This is a genomic window from Baaleninema sp., assembly GCF_049974805.1.
Lineage (GTDB): Bacteria > Cyanobacteriota > Cyanobacteriia > Cyanobacteriales > Geitlerinemataceae > Baaleninema.
Genome location: NZ_JBNGCO010000025.1, coordinates 21,185 through 38,081, shown reverse-complemented (window position 1 = coordinate 38,081; position 16,897 = coordinate 21,185). Strand labels below are relative to the sequence as shown.

Annotated in this window: 15 protein-coding genes; 5 read left to right on the top strand and 10 right to left on the bottom strand. The window is 51.6% G+C overall.

The genetic code is table 11. The features are described 5' to 3' along the window. Positions 1-319: 319 nt before the first annotated feature. Complete coding sequence (locus ACP5D4_RS07260; RefSeq protein WP_428010972.1) at positions 320-2,116, top strand: putative bifunctional diguanylate cyclase/phosphodiesterase; 1,797 nt, start codon at positions 320-322, stop codon at positions 2,114-2,116. Between the two features lie 46 nt (positions 2,117-2,162). On the opposite strand, the gene ACP5D4_RS07255 is transcribed toward ACP5D4_RS07260, so the two are convergent. From ACP5D4_RS07255 to ACP5D4_RS07230, 6 genes are all read right to left on the bottom strand, one after another. Further along, positions 2,163-3,608 carry an FAD-binding domain-containing protein gene (locus ACP5D4_RS07255; protein ID WP_428010961.1) on the bottom strand — a complete coding sequence of 482 codons (1,446 nt, stop codon included), beginning with the start codon at positions 3,606-3,608 and terminating at the stop codon, positions 2,163-2,165. Positions 3,609-3,894: 286 nt separating this feature from the next. Continuing rightward, positions 3,895-4,458 carry an NUDIX hydrolase gene (locus ACP5D4_RS07250; protein ID WP_428010960.1) on the bottom strand — a complete coding sequence of 188 codons (564 nt, stop codon included), beginning with the start codon at positions 4,456-4,458 and terminating at the stop codon, positions 3,895-3,897. A 32-nt stretch (positions 4,459-4,490) separates the two neighbouring features. Then, positions 4,491-4,970, bottom strand: a complete 480-nt coding sequence (gene folK / locus ACP5D4_RS07245) for a 2-amino-4-hydroxy-6-hydroxymethyldihydropteridine diphosphokinase (RefSeq protein WP_428010959.1) — start codon at positions 4,968-4,970, stop codon at positions 4,491-4,493. A 23-nt stretch (positions 4,971-4,993) separates the two neighbouring features. Next, on the bottom strand, positions 4,994-5,863 hold the full coding sequence (locus tag ACP5D4_RS07240) for a carbohydrate ABC transporter permease (protein ID WP_428010958.1): 870 nt from the start codon (positions 5,861-5,863) through the stop codon (positions 4,994-4,996). Between the two features lie 55 nt (positions 5,864-5,918). Next, positions 5,919-6,827: a carbohydrate ABC transporter permease gene (locus ACP5D4_RS07235; protein WP_428010957.1), complete on the bottom strand. Its 909-nt coding sequence runs from the start codon at positions 6,825-6,827 to the stop codon at positions 5,919-5,921. A 55-nt stretch (positions 6,828-6,882) separates the two neighbouring features. Further along, positions 6,883-8,184 (bottom strand): ABC transporter substrate-binding protein, encoded by a 1,302-nt coding sequence (locus tag ACP5D4_RS07230; protein WP_428010956.1) that lies wholly within the window; start codon positions 8,182-8,184, stop codon positions 6,883-6,885. Between the two features lie 329 nt (positions 8,185-8,513). On the opposite strand from ACP5D4_RS07230, the gene galT reads away from it, so the two are divergent. Continuing rightward, the gene (galT, locus tag ACP5D4_RS07225) at positions 8,514-9,527 is read left to right on the top strand and encodes a galactose-1-phosphate uridylyltransferase (protein ID WP_428010955.1); all 1,014 of its coding nucleotides are present in this window, start codon (positions 8,514-8,516) and stop codon (positions 9,525-9,527) included. 314 nt (positions 9,528-9,841) lie between these two features. On the opposite strand, the gene ACP5D4_RS07220 is transcribed toward galT, so the two are convergent. Beyond that, positions 9,842-11,173, bottom strand: coding sequence for a TRAP transporter large permease (locus tag ACP5D4_RS07220; protein ID WP_428010954.1), 1,332 nt, complete (start codon positions 11,171-11,173; stop codon positions 9,842-9,844). Next, entirely contained in the window at positions 11,166-11,756 is a 591-nt protein-coding gene (locus tag ACP5D4_RS07215; protein ID WP_428010953.1) for a TRAP transporter small permease subunit, read from the bottom strand. Before ACP5D4_RS07215 ends, ACP5D4_RS07220 begins: the two co-directional genes overlap by 8 nt. A 411-nt stretch (positions 11,757-12,167) precedes the next feature. Here ACP5D4_RS07215 and ACP5D4_RS07210 point away from each other — a divergent pair, with 411 nt between their 5' ends. After that, entirely contained in the window at positions 12,168-12,662 is a 495-nt protein-coding gene (locus tag ACP5D4_RS07210) for a GAF domain-containing protein (protein ID WP_428010952.1), read from the top strand. A 284-nt stretch (positions 12,663-12,946) separates the two neighbouring features. On the opposite strand, the gene ACP5D4_RS07205 is transcribed toward ACP5D4_RS07210, so the two are convergent. After that, on the bottom strand, positions 12,947-14,311 hold the full coding sequence (locus ACP5D4_RS07205; RefSeq protein WP_428010951.1) for a cytochrome c biogenesis protein: 1,365 nt from the start codon (positions 14,309-14,311) through the stop codon (positions 12,947-12,949). 112 nt (positions 14,312-14,423) lie between these two features. Further along, the gene (locus tag ACP5D4_RS07200) at positions 14,424-15,176 is read right to left on the bottom strand and encodes a cytochrome c biogenesis protein CcdA (protein WP_428010950.1); all 753 of its coding nucleotides are present in this window, start codon (positions 15,174-15,176) and stop codon (positions 14,424-14,426) included. A 251-nt stretch (positions 15,177-15,427) separates the two neighbouring features. Between ACP5D4_RS07200 and ACP5D4_RS07195 the strand changes: the two genes are divergently transcribed. Continuing rightward, complete coding sequence (locus ACP5D4_RS07195) at positions 15,428-16,090, top strand: ATP-dependent Clp protease proteolytic subunit (protein ID WP_428010949.1); 663 nt, start codon at positions 15,428-15,430, stop codon at positions 16,088-16,090. Positions 16,091-16,166: 76 nt separating this feature from the next. After that, entirely contained in the window at positions 16,167-16,763 is a 597-nt protein-coding gene (locus ACP5D4_RS07190; protein WP_428010948.1) for an ATP-dependent Clp protease proteolytic subunit, read from the top strand. Positions 16,764-16,897 lie beyond the last annotated feature (134 nt).

Genomic DNA, 16,897 nt, shown 5'->3' with positions numbered 1-16,897 from the left:
CTGCGATCGTAAATAGAAAGGTTCGATATATTCGATATTGTATGCGGCTCTTACTTGAACATGATAAACCGAGAAATTCAGCGATGGCAGTTCAAGGCGAACGATTCACAACGACCGCATTCTATACACCCTTTTGGGTTATGTTGGAAAAAGCTTAAGGAAATTTTTATAATTTCGGTAACGAGACGTAAAGGCTACGTCGAAGCGATCGCCGGATGTGCGAGGAAACTGTATGGTTAGCTCCCAGAGCAATTCTTATCCCTATATATTGTCTGAGAGCGATCGAGAGAGCGATCGCTGGAGGCACACAGACGAATAACTGCGACTCTTAGCCGCTGCTGTCCATCACGCCGAAGAATCGATCCTCATTACAACACCGACTCTCGATCGCCCCGGGCCGCGAATTGTCTTCGTTAATCCTGCCTTTACCAAACTAACGGGCTATACCGCCGAAGAAGCCATCGGACGAACCCCCCGGATGTTGCAAGGTCCCAAAACCGATCGAGCAGTGTTGAAACGGCTGCGAAAGACCCTAGAACGGGGCGATATTTTCTACGGAGAAGCGGTCAACTACCGTAAAGACGGGACTGAATTTTATAACGAGTGGCATATCGAGCCAATTCTCGACCAAACCGGTCGCATTACCCATTATTTGGCGATTCAGCGGGACGTAACTGCCCGTCGCCACGCCGAAAACCAACTGCGCTACGCCGCCTATCACGACGCTCTCACCAAACTTCCCAATCGCGGGTTTTTCCAACTGCAACTGCAAGCGGCCATCGATCGCCAGCACCTCGACGCCAACAGCCAGTTCGCCGTCTTGTTCTTCGACCTCGATCGCTTCAAACTCGTCAACGACAGCCTCGGACACCAAGCCGGAGACGAGATGTTGAAAATCGTCGCCGCACGTCTGGCCGAATGCGTCAAATCCCCCCACATCGTAGCGCGACTCGGCGGTGACGAATTTTCCGTGTTGTTGTTCGATGCTGCCGAACTGTCCGACGTCGAACCCCTCGTCAACGCCATTCACAGCAGCGTTTCCCAACCGATATATCTCGGCGATCGCGAACTGGTTCCCACCGTCAGCATCGGTATCGCCTACAGTTGCCCCACCTACGAACGGGGAGAAGACATCCTCCGAGATGCCGATTTAGCCATGTATCGCGCCAAAGCCCAGGGAAAATCCAACTTGGCTGAGTTTACCCCCGCCTTACACGAACAAGCCCTAAAACGGCTGAACCTCGAAAACGATTTGCGTTTAGCTCTCGTCAACCAGGAATTGAAACTGCACTACCAACCGATCGTCGATCTTCAAAACAGCCAGTCTGGCCGGGAGAATGGCTCGAGTCCACCCCTTCAAACCCAGTTCGTTCGGGGATTTGAAGCCTTAGTCCGCTGGCAACACCCCCAACGGGGTTTAGTCTCTCCCGGTGAATTTATTCCGGTCGCCGAAGAAACCGGGGCGATCGTTCCGTTAGGGAAGTGGGTGTTACGGGAAGCTTGCAGACAGCTCAAACAGTGGCAGACTCGATTCGATCGATCGGACTTGTTCGTCAACGTCAACGTCGCCAGCGAACAAATCGGCCAAGGCGATTTCGTCGCCACCGTCGCCGCGATTCTTGAAGAGACGGGACTTTCGGGAACTGCCCTCAACCTCGAAATTACCGAAAGCGCCCTCATCGAATGCGATCGAATCAGTACGCAACTGAGGCAACTCAAAGAACTCGGCGTCAAACTCAGCATCGACGATTTCGGCACGGGTTATTCCTCCCTCAGCCGCTTGCGCCATCTTCCCATCGACAACATCAAGATCGATCGTTCCTTCATCAACGACTTAGCCACCCCCGAAGAAAACGGCGAAATCGTCAGTACCATCGTCAACCTGGCCCACAACCTCCGCATGACGGTCACCGCCGAAGGCATCGAAGTCGATCGCCAGCATCGCATCCTCCAAGCCTGGAAATGCGAACTCGGTCAGGGCTATTTATTTTCCCCTCCCCTCACCGCCGAAATGACTGGAGTCTTCTTAGCCACTCCCGCCATCGTTCCCAGGGCGTTAGACCCCCTCGAGGATCGATCGTTTCCCTCCTGTTCCATTTCCCCAATGTTGCCTTGAGGAGACAATTGACAATTTTTCCTCATCCCATCATCTCCTCATCCCATCATCTCATCATCTCCTTCTGTTCCTTGTAAAGCTGCTTGAACTTACGCTGCTGAACGCTGTGGTCTACGATGGGGGCAGGATAGCCGCAGGCTTCGCGATCGAGCGGAGAAATATTTCCCGTCACCAAATCCGCCGTGTCTAACGACGACAACTCCGGCAACCACTGACGAATGTATTCCGCCTCGGGATCGTATTTCTTAGCCTGCGTGTAGGGGTTGAACACCCGCATCGGTTTCGGGTCCATGCCACTGGAGGCACTCCACTGCCACCCGCCGTTATTCGAGGATAAATCCCCGTCAACCAGGTGTTGCATAAAGTATTTCTCGCCCCAGCGCCAATCGATAATCAAATCCTTCGTCAGAAAACTGGCGACAATCATGCGACAGCGATTGTGCATCCATCCGGTTTCGTTGAGTTGGCGCATGGCTGCATCGACGATGGGATATCCCGTGCGTCCCTCGCACCAAGCTTGAAAGCGTTCTTCGTCGTTATCCCAGGGAAAATCGACCCAAGGCTTGCGGTAGGGACCCTCTGCCAGTTCGGGGAAAAAGTACATGACGGTTTGATAGAACTCCCGCCACGCTAACTCCTGTTGCCAGGTTTCGATGTTATCGCGGGCTTCGTCGCTGCGGGTTTCCTCCCAGGCGGCGGCGGTGGCAGCCCAAACTCGGCGAATGCCGATGGTACCGAATTTCAGGGCGGGACTGAGGCGGGAGGTTCCGTCGGAAAAGGGAAAATTCCGCTGTTCTTGATAGTCGAGGAGGGCGCGATCGACAAAAAACTCTAACTGTTCAAGGGCGGCGTCTTCCCCGGGTGCCAAGATTAAGGGATTTTCCCAGGTAAAGCCGAGTTCTTCTGCGGTTGGGAGGGCGATCGCCCCGACTTTCTCGGCGATAGTTCGTTCTTCGTCCGTCAACCCTTGCAACTCTCGAGGCGTCGGCACGGGTTCGGGTTTCGGTTGGCGACTCCAGTTTTTCCAATAAGGAGTATACACCGTATAGGGTTTGACGACGCCGGACGATCCCGTTAACACCTCCCCTGGCGGATGGAGTAGTTGGTCCCAACAGGTGACGATTTCGACTCCCGTATTTTTCAGGGCGTCGCTGACGGTGCGATCGCGTTCCTTGGCGTAAGGTTCTACGTCTCGGTTCCAATAGACCGCCGTCGCGTGGAGCCGTTCAGCTAGTTCCGGTATGATTTTGACAGGGTTGCCGCGAAAGATGAGTAATTCGCCCCCCGCCAGTTTATAGGAGTCTTGTAGCTCTTTCAGACAGCCAATTAAATACTTTACACGAGCCGGAGCGATATCGTCTCGCTCTAAAATGCCCGGATCGAGGCAAAAGACACCCGTAACCTTGGCGCTGCGATCGAACGCCTGAGCTAAACCAATATTATCCGAGATTCGCAGGTCTCGACGATGCCAAAATAAAATCGAATCGCTCATATTGAGTGAAGTGAATATGTTGAAAAAGTAGACAGCTTTCCCCGAACCAATCGACGTCGCACGACCGCTTAACTATTTATTGTACCATTTATATTTTTTCGGATTATCCGTATATACGCCGATACTTTTTTCGAGGTATCTACGGAATTTCTAGTGAAGGATGCGGTTTTAACGACCGTTCGTTCTCTAAAAAAATCGTATTTATACCCACAAACAACGCCCCAGGAAAATCTGAGGCATCGAGAATTTGACTCAAAAAGTCGATAAAATCGGTTTGTCCGAACCGTTACGATCCCACAGTTCGAGTTAAGAAGGGTTTGGCCAGGAAAAAGCTGGAAATCGATTTGGCATCGACTGGCTCTCCTTCCAAAATAGCTTTTTCGAGTTCTTCCGGTGTCATCAAAACCACCTCGATATCCTCGTCTTCGTCTTGACGAGGGGGAACCTCTAATTTTTCCAAGCCCAACGCCAAAAAAGCATAAATAATCTCGTCCGAATATCCCGGCGCGAGGATAAATTGACCCAATTTTTGCCAAGACGTGGCGCGATATCCCGTTTCTTCTTCAATTTCCCGTTGAATCGTTTGTTTGGGATCTTCGTTCGGTTCTACCGTTCCGGCGGGAAACTCCCAAATCCGACGACAAACCGCAAAACGATACTGACGGACTAACACCAACTTTCCATCTGTGGTGACGGGAACCGCCAAAGCGCCACCCGGATGGCGCACGCATTCCCAATCCCCTTCCGCCCCGTTGGGAAGGCGCAGGCGATTGACCTCGAAATTAAATTTACGTCCCGAGAAAAAGAGGCGTTGTTGGAGAATTTGCGGAAGTTCTTTACCGATAGACATGAAAAATCCATTTTCATTGTAGGAATCGCGGCCTACAAAAGGCGCACGTCGGAACAGTCTACCGCTTTCAGCAAATCTGTAACAGACTGACCCGATACCGGGTCGATCCAATGGGGGGCGACATCGGCCAGAGGAACCAAGACAAAGGCGCGATCGCGGAACCGGGGATGGGGAATTTGTAAATCGGGGGTATCTAGGATTCGATCGCCGTACAAAATCACGTCTAAATCTAAGGTGCGCGGTCCCCAGCGTTCCCGACGGACGCGATCGAACCGAGATTCGATATCTAACAATACCTTCAGCAATGCGTCCGGCGACAGCGTGACCTCCACCACAACGCAACCGTTAATATACTCCGGTTGCGGCGGTCCGACGGGTTGGGTGCGATACCAGGGCGATCGCGCCACTTCCGCAATCTGGGGATGTCGAAACAAAGTATCGATCGACCCCATCAAAATCGCCAACGAATCCCCTAAATTACTCCCTAGTGCGATCGCCGCCCGTTCTCTCATTAATATTATGACCTAATTTCGACTTACCCTTTAACTGCACCCGCCGTCAAGCCTTGCACGATTTTACGCTGGAAGAACAATACCAACACCACCAGCGGCGCCGTTCCCAACACCGTCGCCGCCGCGATCGTCCCGTAAGGAATCTCGAAAATCGACGATCCCCCCAATTGCGCCGCCGCCACCGGAAGGGTTTTCATCTCTTCGACCGTAATAAACGTCAACGCAAAAATGAACTCGTTCCACGAAAAAATAAACGTCAAAATCCCCGTTGTCACCAACGCCGGAAGCGTCATCGGTAAAACGATTTTCCACAACATTCCTACCGTTCCGTACCCGTCGATTTTCGCCGAATCTTCCAAATCTTTCGGGAGTTGTTGAAAGAAGCTCCGCATCACGAGAATTGTTAGGGGTAAATTAATCGCCGTATACGGCACGATTAACGCCAAATAATTATTACCTAAACCCAAAGCTTTTACGATTTCTAGTAATCCTAAAAACAGCAAAATATAGGGGAATAAAGTAATAATTAAAACCCCCGTTAAAATCAATTGCTGACCTGGAATCCTCAATCTAGCCAGTGCATAGGCCGCTGGAGCGCCAAATCCCAAACAAAGCAACGTGGAAGTAAACGCCACAAACGCACTATTAAAAATGTACCGCAAAAACGGCCGTCTCGCGAACAGTTCCGTATAGTGACTAATCGTCAATTGGTCGAAAGAGGGAAAATAAACATTGGGAATAGCAACGATGGCATCGTTGGTTTTAATCGACGTCAAAAACTGCCAAATAATCGGACCCAAACTAAACGCGACCACCAGGAAAACCGAAATCGGTAAAATCAGAGCTTTCCCAGAAAAGCCGCTAGTTTTTTTAGACGATTGCGTTAAAGTCATCTCAAATCCTCTAAATCTCTAAATCTCTGAATCTCTAAATCTCTGTGGTAAAAAATTAAATATCGACCCCGGCGGACTTACGAACCTTCTCCAACAAATAAAATGCCAACGCCACCACCGCGATCAAAATCAAAAACGTCACCACCACCAACGCCGCCCCATAGCCGAAATCGAGATAGCGGCGTACCGTAGCGTAAATATAAAGCGAGACCATTTCCGTCGCCCCCGCCGGACCGCCCCCCGTCATCACCTGAATCAAATCGAACACGCCGAAGGACTGGGCGAAGCGAAACAGCGATGCAATGAGGATTTGGGGCATTAACAGCGGGAGCGTAATTTGGCGAAAACTCTGCCAAGGGGTCGCCCCTTCAATGGCGTGGGCTTCGTAGAGGTCTTGGGGAATCGACTGCAACCCCGCCAGCAACAAGATACTGACAAACGAGGTGGTTTTCCAAACGTCCGCCGTAATCACCGACACCATGGCCAGGGTGGGATTTCCCAGCCAGTTAATTCCCCTGTCGATGAGTCCCAAGCGCATCAAAATATCGTTGAGAACGCCGTATTGGTCGTTAAAAATCCACGTCCAGGCCAAGGCCATGATGGCAGTGGGGAGGGCCCAAGGGATAATGGCAATGGTGCGAACCGTACCGCGACCGCGAAAGGATCGATCGAGAACCAGAGCGATCGCCATTCCCAAGACCAACTCCAACACCAAGGCCACCACCGTAAAAATGGTGGTATTGAGGATACTGTTCCAAAACGCTCCGTCTCCCCAAATCCGGCCGTAATTACTCAAGCCGCTAAAGACAGCTTCGAGTTCCGTTCCCAAGTTTTGCGTAAACAAACTCAGCCAAAACGCCCGTCCGATGGGATAGGCGTAGACGAGGAGGAGAATTAACAGGGCGGGGGTGACGAGAACCCATCCCGTCAAGCGTTGTCTGTCTCGGATTTTGCTTCGAGTCATAAACTTTTCCTCTTAAAATCTCTGGCGCGTCGTTGCGTTAGGGATGTCGAACCCATTAACGGCCTAACAACCGTCGCGTTTCTTCAGCAGCTCTTTGCATCGCCCGTTCGGGACTGAGGCGATCGGTCAGTGCCGCACTGAGGTATCGTTGCAGAATGTCCGAAGCTTGTGCGTACTGGGCGATGGGCGGGCGCAACACCGAATTTTCCTGCACTTCCAACAGTTGGGGATAGTGGCTGTATTTGGCGACAATATCGGGATCGGTAAAGAGCGATCGCCGACTCGGAACGTATCCCGTTTCCAACACGAACTGTTTTTGAGCGGCTTTGCTGGTAATAAACTCGATAACCCGCCAAGCCTCTTCCGGGTGTTTGGTCGTGTTCACCATTCCCAAACCCCAACCCCCTTGACAGGCACCGCTGTCGTATTCGGGTTGGTGAACCATCGGCTTAATGGCAATTTTGCCCGCCACTGGGGAATCTTCCGCGTTCGCCAGCGTCCAAACGTAAGGCCAGTTTCGCATAAAAGCCGCTTTCCCATTTTGGAAAAAGCGTCGGGCTTCCTCTTCCTGATAAGTGGTGACGCCGGGGGGAGAAATGCCGTTTTCGAGGGTATTTTTGAGAAATTCCACCGCCGCGATGGTTTCGGGGGAATCGAGTCCAACTGCTTGCGTTTCCGGATCGATCCAAAATCCGCCGAAGCCTTCAAGGAGTTCGACGAACATAGCCGCTAAACCTTCGTATTGCTTCCCTTGCCAAACGTAGCCCCATTCCACATCGCCGTTTTCCATCAAGGCTTGGGAAATGCGGGTGAGATCCTCAACGGTTTCTGGCGGCTCGAATCCCGCCGCTTCGAGGAGGTCGCTGCGATAGTACAGCATTCCGGCGTCGGAGCGAAAGGGAATGCGATAGAGGCCGTCGTTGTAGCGTCCGCCGTTGACGTCTCCTTCGAGAAATTTTGAAAGTTCTTCGTCTGAGATGCGATCGCTCAAGTCCGTCAACCAACCAGCGGCGGCGAACTTCGGCGTCCAGACGATATCCATATACACTAGGTCGTAGGGCGAATCCCCCAGCAAGAAGGAAGAGGTATAGAGGTCTTCGACGAGGTTCGTGGCGTTGGGGCCTTCGACGATATGTAGGTCGATATCGGGGTTTTGCTTCTCGAACTCTTCAACCAGCGGTTGCCACTGGGCGGCTTCCAACGCCTGCATTAACACGCTGATTCTAACGGGTTGTTGGCTGAAGGCGAGATTGTGAATTCCCAGAACGAGAACCAGGGCGATCGACGCCACAGCGATATAAAAGCCGCCGTTGCTTTGCAAAAAGTTCCAAAATCGAGATAGCGATCGAACAGTCATGGATATCGTTTTTCGCGAACGACATTACTAATCTCATGCGGTTTTCCTAGCCGTCTTCTCAGCAATGCCTTGTGCTTGCTTGCCCTCTAGTGTCTCATCATCTTTTGCGATCGTCATGTCAGATCCGCTTGAGGCGGACAGGCGAGGGGGGAAGACCGGGGTTTTCAGGGGCTGTGAAGGGACTGCACGAGAGGGCCATCGTCAGTCGATGTCTCCGACAGACCTTTGAGGACGTCTCTCAAACTAGATGCCACAATAAAAATACGCGACGGTATCTTCTGGCACAGTTTGTTTTCCCACAGAGAGTCACAGATAGTCAAAAAGGGTTTATGACGGAGTTGCGACAGAATCTTATTACCCGCAATTGGGTGGTCATCGCCACCGAGCGATCGAAACGACCGAACCAATTCAGTAAAGACCGTACCGACACCGTTCCTCTTCCAGCTTACCGAGCCGACTGTCCGTTTTGCCAAGGGAACGAACATCTAACGGGAATCGAACGTGCCAGACTCTGCGACGAGCGCGGTTGGCGAGTGCGATCGGTCCTCAACAAATATCCGGCCTTTTCCCCGGAAGGCGAACTTCCCGAACGTCGAGAACACAGTATGTTTCGCTCGATGTCCGGCGTCGGCTTTCACGAAGTCGTCATCGAACATCCCCGCCACAACGTTACTCTCGCCAAACTTCCCATCAACGACGTGGCTAACGTTTTACGGATGTACCGCCAGCGATACGCGGACATGAGACGAGATCCCCGCATCTCTGCCATCATTATCTTTAAAAACCACGGAAAAACCGCCGGAACCTCCCTCGAACATCCCCATTCTCAAATCGCCGCCACACCCATCGTTCCCTATCAACTGCGGTTGCGAACCCGGGAAGCCATCCGTCATTTCGACGACCACGGCGAATGTTTGTTTTGTCGGACTCTTTACGAAGAACTCGAAAGCCAGGAACGGATTGTTTGGGAAAGCCAGCATTTCGTGGCGTTCGTCCCCTATGCGGCGCTTTCGCCGTTTCACCTGTGGATTTTTCCCCGGCGTCATGTTTCTTCTTTTGAAAACGTTACGGAGGAGGAAATCGTCGATCTCGCCGGAAATCTCAAAACCGTGTTGTCTAAACTCTATGTTGGTTTAAACGATCCTGATTACAACTATACGATTCGATCGATTCCCACTGACGAATACAAGACGGGATATTTTCACTGGTATCTGGCGATCGTTCCCCGCGTCTCCCTCACCGCCGGATTTGAAATGGGAAGTGGGATGTTTATCAATACTGCCTTACCGGAAGAAAGTGCTGAATTTTTGCGATCGATCGAAACGACAAAAATTGAGAATTGAGAATTGATATCGGAAGGAATAGTGAACTACCCGACTCCCTATAAGATCTCCCTATAAGATCCCCGGCATCTTGGAGATGCCGGGGATCTCCGGCAGCCATTTACCGATTTGAGATTTTCGGGCTAACCCTTTAATACGGCAATATCTTTTCTAACAAGGGTTTCAGGACTTTTCTGCACCACTAAGCCCCATCATCCCATCACCCCGATCGCACCATCACCCCGATCGCACCATCATCTCGATCGCACCATCATCTCGATCGCACCATCATCTCGATCGCACCATCACCTCGATCGCACCATCATCCCATCACCTCAACTCTGACTCAACGAGGGCAGCCAACTGACGATCGCCGGAAAACGGACAATGGCAATTAACACCAGAATCTGCAACAACACGAAGGGAACCGCCCCGCGATAAATGTCCTGCGTTGTCACCTCTGGCGGGGCGATACCCCGTAAATAAAACAAGGCAAATCCAAACGGTGGCGTCAAAAACGAGGTTTGTAAGTTCGCCCCCAAAATCACGCCGTACCACACCATATCCATACCAAACTGCTGGGCGACCGGGGCAAACAGCGGCACAATGATAAAGGCAATTTGAAAAAAGTCGATAAAAAAGCCCAGGAAAAACACGATCGCCATACTGGCCGCTAAAAATCCCACCTCTGCGCCGGGAAGGTTGGTTAAAGCGTTGAGAATCACCTGTTCTCCCCGGAGTCCGCGAAAGACCAAACTAAACGCCGTCGAACCCAGCAAAATAAACACCACCATGCTGGTAATTCGCAAGGTGGCATCGCTGACTCGTTGCAAGGAATCCCAGCTTAACTGGTGGTTGGCTGCCGCCAGTGCGATCGCCCCGACGCTGCCCACCGCCCCGGCTTCCGTCGGCGTGGCGAAGCCGAAAAAGATGCTGCCGAGAACTAAGACAATCAGCAACAGCGGCGGAATCATGGCGTTCAACACCCGCAGTCCCAAATCGCGACCGCCCATGTTCCGGACTTCTGGCGGTAAAGCGGGGGCTGCGTCCGGTCGAAGGGTTGCGATCGCCAGAACGTGAACGGCAAACACCCCAGTCATCAACAATCCCGGTAACATCGACCCCACGAACAAATCACCGACGGAAATGCCCAATTGGTCGCCGAGGACGACTAACACCACGCTGGGGGGAATAATCTGTCCGAGAGTTCCCGAAGCGGCGATAACTCCCGTCGCCAGTTCTTTGTTGTAGCCGTAACGCAACATAATCGGCAGGGAAATCAATCCCATTGCAACCACCGTTGCCGCCACGACGCCAGTGGTGGCTGCCAACAAAGCCCCCACGAGAACCACCGCCAAGGCTAACCCGCCGCGAATGCGTCCGAAGAGAATCCCGATAGTTTCGAGGAGACGTTCGGCGATCCCCGATTTCTCCAGCATCGCCCCCATGAAAATAAAGTAGGGAATCGCCAACAGGGTGTAGTTGGACATGGTGTTGAACACCTGTAGCGGAAAACTGCCCCACAGTCCGAAGCTGAAGGTTCCGGTGGCGACGCCGATGAGACTAAAGAGGATGGCGACGCCGCCGAGGGTGAAGGCGACGGGATACCCTAGCAGCAAGAGGGCTAAGGCCCCGAAAAACATGGAAATTCCCAACCATTCAGCCATTGCGCCCGTCCCCTTGAGAATTTACGCTTTCAGCATTTTCCTCGTTGGAACTGGTGTCTTCGCCCCTTACGCCCATCCAGACCGCCCATTTTTTGATGGCTTCGGAAATGCCTTGTAGAATGAGAAGAACGAAACTGACGAAAACAAAGGTTTTGATGGGATAGCGGGGAAGACCGCCGGGATCGGGAGAGGTTTCTTGAATTTGCCAGGAACTGAGGATCGGCGATCGCACGAACCAGAGGGCGATCGCACAGAAGGGAACGAGAAACAATAGAGTCCCGATGAAGTCAGCTAACGCTTTACGGCGGGGCGACCAGTTGCTATACAGCACGTCCATTCGCACGTGTTCGTTATGCTTGAGAGTGTAGGCTGCCCCTAATAGGAACACTAAACTGAAGAGATACCATTGAGTTTCGATAAAGGCGTTGGAGCTGAGTTTGATGCCGATGGCTTGGCCCGCATACCGTCCGATGACGTTCCAAGTGCCGACTGCGACCATTAAAAGGACGAGCCAGCCTGTTAGACGACCGATCGATTCGTTGGCGCGATCGACGAGCCGCGACAGACGTAACAGGGTTTGCAACGGTTTCTCTCCTGGCGATCGATAGGGTCTACAAAGCGATTTTGTATTTTACCGTCGATGGGGAAAGAATTGACCGTTTGAGAATTGCGATTTAGGCTTGACGGGACGTTACGGGAAATCTCGCTGTTTATTTTTTGAGTCTGTAGAGATGAGAGAAGGGTCGTCTCTTGGCTCGGCTCGAGGCACGACGAAACCCGAGAAGGAATATCTGTAAGGGTCAAATTGCACGCAGGAGGAAGCTGGCGGCGTTGACGGAAAGGTGGAAAGCGGAAAGAGGTGCGATCGCTTCAGGTTCAATCGGAGATTTTATATTGATTTTTGTTAATTTTTTTGATCTCAAACTTTGGGAGTTTTTTGTATATCATATAAATTGAAGTTTGTCAATCGAATGGGGGTTGAGGATCTGAGTTTATGTTAGACCGTCAATTACGAATTCTCACCAATCGCCTGTCGAGATCTCTGGCGGGAGATGCGTTAATTCAAAGCAAAACTAAGCAATTGCGCGATCGCCTGAACGTCGATCGCATCGTTTTGTATTATTTTTATCGGAAATGGGAAGGACAAGTGACGTTTGAATCTTTATCTTCTCCCGAGTTTTCGATTTTAGGTTCGACGGGCGCTGACGAATGTTTCAACAACGAATACGCAGAGCTATACCTAGAAGGTCGGTTGAAGGCGATCGACGACATCGAACGCGCCGAAATTCACCCCTGTCATCGCGAATTTCTAGAAAGCCTGGGGGTTAAAGCCAGTCTCGTCGCGCCAATCCTCAAAAATAGCGAGTTATGGGGCTTGTTAATCGCTCATCATTGCCAGTCTCCGCGAACTTGGTCGGACGAAGATAAAGCTGAGATGAAAGCGGTGGCTGCTGAGTTAGAAACGGTCGCCGTAATTCGCAACGTTTGAGTTTTTTGGCTTCACCGTTTATACGGCGATCGCACAAAATTTAAACATCAAAAAGTCGGCTTCAATTTCGCCAAGTTCCACCACAATCAAGGAATCAAAGACGCAAGATAGTCCCGATTTAGCAATATTAAATAATTCGTGGAAATCTCCTATTTCTGTGAATTGCTGTATGAAATTCCCGGCAATAAGATGCCGGGAATCTTGAGAGATCGTCTGACCAACGGAACCCACTTTCAAAAAGTTATTTACCACCCCGAATCGAGCCTTGCTATAGAAACGCCAATCTAAGACACTGTAACTTCTTCTTTCGTGTCCGGTTCTAGCTTTTCGATAGCTTCCAATAATTCCCGTTCAAATACCACTTGAGCGCGATTCGTGCGTCCGCCGACATAGAGCTTCCCGTCTTGTTGTAACGCCCAAACTTGCGAGTGAGAAGCGTAACTCATCAAGGCACTTACCATCAACAAGCCAAAGCCTAAATAGACTAACGGAATGCCCGGATCGGATTTAATTTGTAATCCCGTCGCACCCACAATATCGATGAGTTTCAAGGTGACGCCGTTCACTTCCGTTTCGCCGCCGACACGCACCGAAGACACTAGCTGTCCCTCCGTATCGTACACTAACGCCGTTCCCTGTAAATCCCGCGCCAATAGCGAAACCCCTTCGCTTAAATCCGGTTTCGTGGGAATCCAAGTCCCCCAAATTCGCCCGTTTCCACCGGTGTCTAACTTCGCCATCGGAAGTTGGAAAATCGGGCTGTTGTTGAGGCGAATTTTGACGTTGGAGATACTCCAATCTGTTTGGTAGAAGACGACACCGTTATAGCGAAGGGGTTCGTTGACGAAAATGGTTTTGCGATCGATCTCCTCTCCGTTTTCATCGACAACGGATAAATCCGAATAAAACTGATTGATCGTACCGTCTGGAGTATAGTCGATCCAAAAGCGATTCACTTGCAATTCCCAACCGCGAAAGCGATCGAGCGACGCCCAACCGCCAAAATCAATAAAGTTTTTGACCGGCGTTGTCGTCCCGCTGGGAATCATTTCTTGTGCCATGACTCCGGTCATGGTTCCCCAAATCGCACCGCCGAGAATTAACAACATACTGGCGTGAACGACAATGGGTCCGATACGGCCGATAATCCCTTTGCGAGCGTACAGAGAATCGCCCTCTTTAAAAACTTTATAGTTTTGTTTTTGAAGTAGACTTTCTAACTGCGAAATCTCTCCGCTTTCGAGTTCCGTACTCAAGGCTAATTTTTGGAACTGACGGGGTTTCTTGTAAAACTTCCACTGTCGTGCTGCTTTCAACGCGGGAAGTTGGCGGGTAAAGGTACAAGCTGTCAAGCTGCTGCCAAACAGAATTAACAGGGCGAGAAACCACCAGGTTTTATAGACGCGATCGAGTCCCAACCCCAGTAACACTTTCCAACTGAGGAACCCGAACAAGGCCGGGTCTTCGGGATAGTTCGCGCGGTAAAAATCGAGGGTTTCACCCTGTTCGATAACTGTTCCGATGGTGCTGGCGATCGCAATGACGAGAAGCAACACGATCGCCAATCGCAAATCCGCTAAAAGCGGCAACAGTTCCCGACGAAACCACGCGGTTAAGGAAAATTCAGACGTTCGAGCAGAATCGGACATTTTTAACAATTGATAATTGAAAATTGAGAATTGAGACCAAAATCCTAGAGGGCGTGACGGGTAAAACGAGCTTGAAATTGTCAGAAGACCGAGCGATCGTCACCCCCCGAGGCTAAACCGTGGGAAAGAAGCGAAATAGCAACGTAAAGACGCCGAAGCCGACGAGTAACGCGCCGCTGGTGGGGGTAATCCAACCCGACCAACGGCGGACATACAGGAGTTTTTCGACAGTCGCAGCGAACGTTCCCGCGAGGATGAGGGGGGCGACGTAGCCGGAGGTATACGATAGCAGTAAAACGCTTCCGAGAAGCGGGTTCCCCGTAGTGGAGACCCAGGCTAACAACGTGGCGAGGACGGGGGTACTACAGGGAGAAGCCACTAAACCAAAGGTGAGTCCCAACAGATACGATCGCACCCCTCGAGGAAGGTCGTCAGAAATCCAACCCATCCCGTCGAAGGAGGGAAGTTGGAGGGGTAAGGCTTCGAGAAGGTTCAACCCCATAAGAATAGCAATAACGGCCACGACGACGGGAAGTCCCGTTCCGACTTGACCGTACACGCGACCGAAGGACGCCGCAACCAAACCCAAAGCGGCGAGGGTGGTCGCCAGTCCTAGGGAAAACCACACCGACTGTAACGCGGCGCGACCTTGATTCTGAGATTCGTAGCCGCCAATGTATCCCAGGGTGATGGGAAGCATCGACAGCATACAAGGGGTGAGACTGGTGACGAGTCCGGCGGCGAAAATCGCCAACACGCTAACCCAGGTTAGATGTGCGAGTTGGTCGCTGACCCAGCTATCGGCGAACTGTTGCAGGTGGTAGAGCGTTGTTTGTAGGAATTCGATCGAGCCAGTGGCGTCCATGAACGATGCTTAACAATCAAGTGCGGCTTTGACAATTGTAACGGTGTTAACTGCACTGACTCGAGGGAGATGGGGAGAGGGGGAGCCGGGGAGAGGGGGAGCAATTATCAGCCATCTTCCCCGATCGTCCCATCACCTCATCATCCCATCACCTCATCATCCCTGTCTCCAATCCCTCAACAAGTTAAGATGTATTAAAGACAGTGCGGTTCGGACAACCGCAGCACGTACATCGAGCAAGGGAAGCGCCAATGAACCTACCGATTCAAGCCGTTCAATCTCCCTATTACGGCTCGCCCCCCAACCGTACCCCGCCCCCCGATTTACCCTCTCTGCTGTTAAAAGAGCGGATCGTGTATTTAGGGATGCCTCTGGTTCCCGCCGTGACGGAATTGATTATCGCGCAATTGTTGTATTTGCAATACGACGATCCCGATAAACCCATCAAGATCTACATCAATTCCACGGGAACCTCGAACTACGGTGGAGAGCCGATCGGCTTTGAAACCGAAGCGTTTGCGATTTGCGACACCATCCGCTACATTAAACCTCCCGTTCATACCATTTGTTTGGGGACGGCGATGGGAATGGCGGCGATGTTGCTCTCGGCCGGTACGAAAGGCTGTCGGGCCAGTTTGCCCCACGCCTCGATCGTCCTTCATCAGCCGAAAAGCTTCGCGCGAGGTCAGGCCACCGACATTCAAATCCGAGCCAAAGAAGTGATTGCCAACAAAGATACGATGTTGGAGATTTTGTCGAACAACACGGGGCAATCGAAAGAGAAAATTGCTAAAGATATGGATCGGATGCTCTACATGACGCCGGAATCGGCTCAGGAATACGGCATTATCGATAAAATCCTCGCCAGCGAAAAAGGCGACAAACACTCGAAGACACTGGCAGGCGTCAATTAGGCGATCGCTTGTTGCCGTCCGTTATTTGTCAAACATTCGTTGAAACTGCACTCGTTGTAAGGGAGTACTCACAGCTATGCCGATCGGCGTACCCAAAGTTCCGTATCAGATGCCTGGGGATACCTATACCCAGTGGATCGACATTTACAACCGTCTGTATCGGGAACGCATTATTTTCATCGGTCGCGATATCGATGACGAACTGGCCAACCAGGTCATCGCCGTGATGCTGTATCTGGCTTCGGAAGATCCCGATAAAGACATCATGCTTTACATCAACTCTCCCGGTGGGTTGGTGAGTGCGGGTATGGCCATTTACGACACCATGCAGCACATTAAATCTGATGTGGTCACCATCTGCGTCGGCTTGGCGGCTTCGATGGGGTCGTTTCTCTTGGCGGCGGGAACGCCGGGTAAACGTCTGGCACTGCCCCACTCGCGGATTATGATTCACCAACCTTCTGGGGGAACGCGGGGTCAAGCCAGCGACATTCAAATTGAAGCGAAGGAAATTTTACGGATTCGCCAGCAGTTAAACGAAATTTACGCGACGAATACCGGACAGCCCATCGAGAAGATCGAAAAGGATATGGATCGCGACTTCTTTATGTCGGCCGCAGAGTCTAAAGAGTACGGATTGATCGATCGCGTCCTTGAAGGCAACCCGGTTTAGATCCCGATTTTGAGGTTCCCTCGGTGGCAACTGGGGGAATCTTTTTCGGGTGCATCTCGTGTGTTGCGGACAGATTCGATCGACCGGGTATCTTAGAAACGGTGAGTTTCGGATGTCCGGTGTTTGGTAGCTCT

What these genes read in the sequence shown, in the direction of transcription:
- ACP5D4_RS07240 (WP_428010958.1), bottom strand. Translation starts at nt 5,863, where the DNA reads ATGACTTTAACGCAATCGTCTAAAAAAACTAGCGGCTTTTCTGGGAAA.
- ACP5D4_RS07250 (WP_428010960.1), bottom strand. Translation starts at nt 4,458, where the DNA reads ATGTCTATCGGTAAAGAACTTCCGCAAATTCTCCAACAACGCCTCTTT.
- galT (WP_428010955.1), top strand. Translation starts at nt 8,514, where the DNA reads ATGACGGAGTTGCGACAGAATCTTATTACCCGCAATTGGGTGGTCATC.
- ACP5D4_RS07210 (WP_428010952.1), top strand. Translation starts at nt 12,168, where the DNA reads ATGTTAGACCGTCAATTACGAATTCTCACCAATCGCCTGTCGAGATCT.
- ACP5D4_RS07235 (WP_428010957.1), bottom strand. Translation starts at nt 6,827, where the DNA reads ATGACTCGAAGCAAAATCCGAGACAGACAACGCTTGACGGGATGGGTT.
- ACP5D4_RS07195 (WP_428010949.1), top strand. Translation starts at nt 15,428, where the DNA reads ATGAACCTACCGATTCAAGCCGTTCAATCTCCCTATTACGGCTCGCCC.
- folK (WP_428010959.1), bottom strand. Translation starts at nt 4,970, where the DNA reads ATGAGAGAACGGGCGGCGATCGCACTAGGGAGTAATTTAGGGGATTCG.
- ACP5D4_RS07255 (WP_428010961.1), bottom strand. Translation starts at nt 3,608, where the DNA reads ATGAGCGATTCGATTTTATTTTGGCATCGTCGAGACCTGCGAATCTCG.
- ACP5D4_RS07200 (WP_428010950.1), bottom strand. Translation starts at nt 15,176, where the DNA reads ATGGACGCCACTGGCTCGATCGAATTCCTACAAACAACGCTCTACCAC.
- ACP5D4_RS07230 (WP_428010956.1), bottom strand. Translation starts at nt 8,184, where the DNA reads ATGACTGTTCGATCGCTATCTCGATTTTGGAACTTTTTGCAAAGCAAC.
- ACP5D4_RS07190 (WP_428010948.1), top strand. Translation starts at nt 16,167, where the DNA reads ATGCCGATCGGCGTACCCAAAGTTCCGTATCAGATGCCTGGGGATACC.
- ACP5D4_RS07205 (WP_428010951.1), bottom strand. Translation starts at nt 14,311, where the DNA reads ATGTCCGATTCTGCTCGAACGTCTGAATTTTCCTTAACCGCGTGGTTT.
- ACP5D4_RS07220 (WP_428010954.1), bottom strand. Translation starts at nt 11,173, where the DNA reads ATGGCTGAATGGTTGGGAATTTCCATGTTTTTCGGGGCCTTAGCCCTC.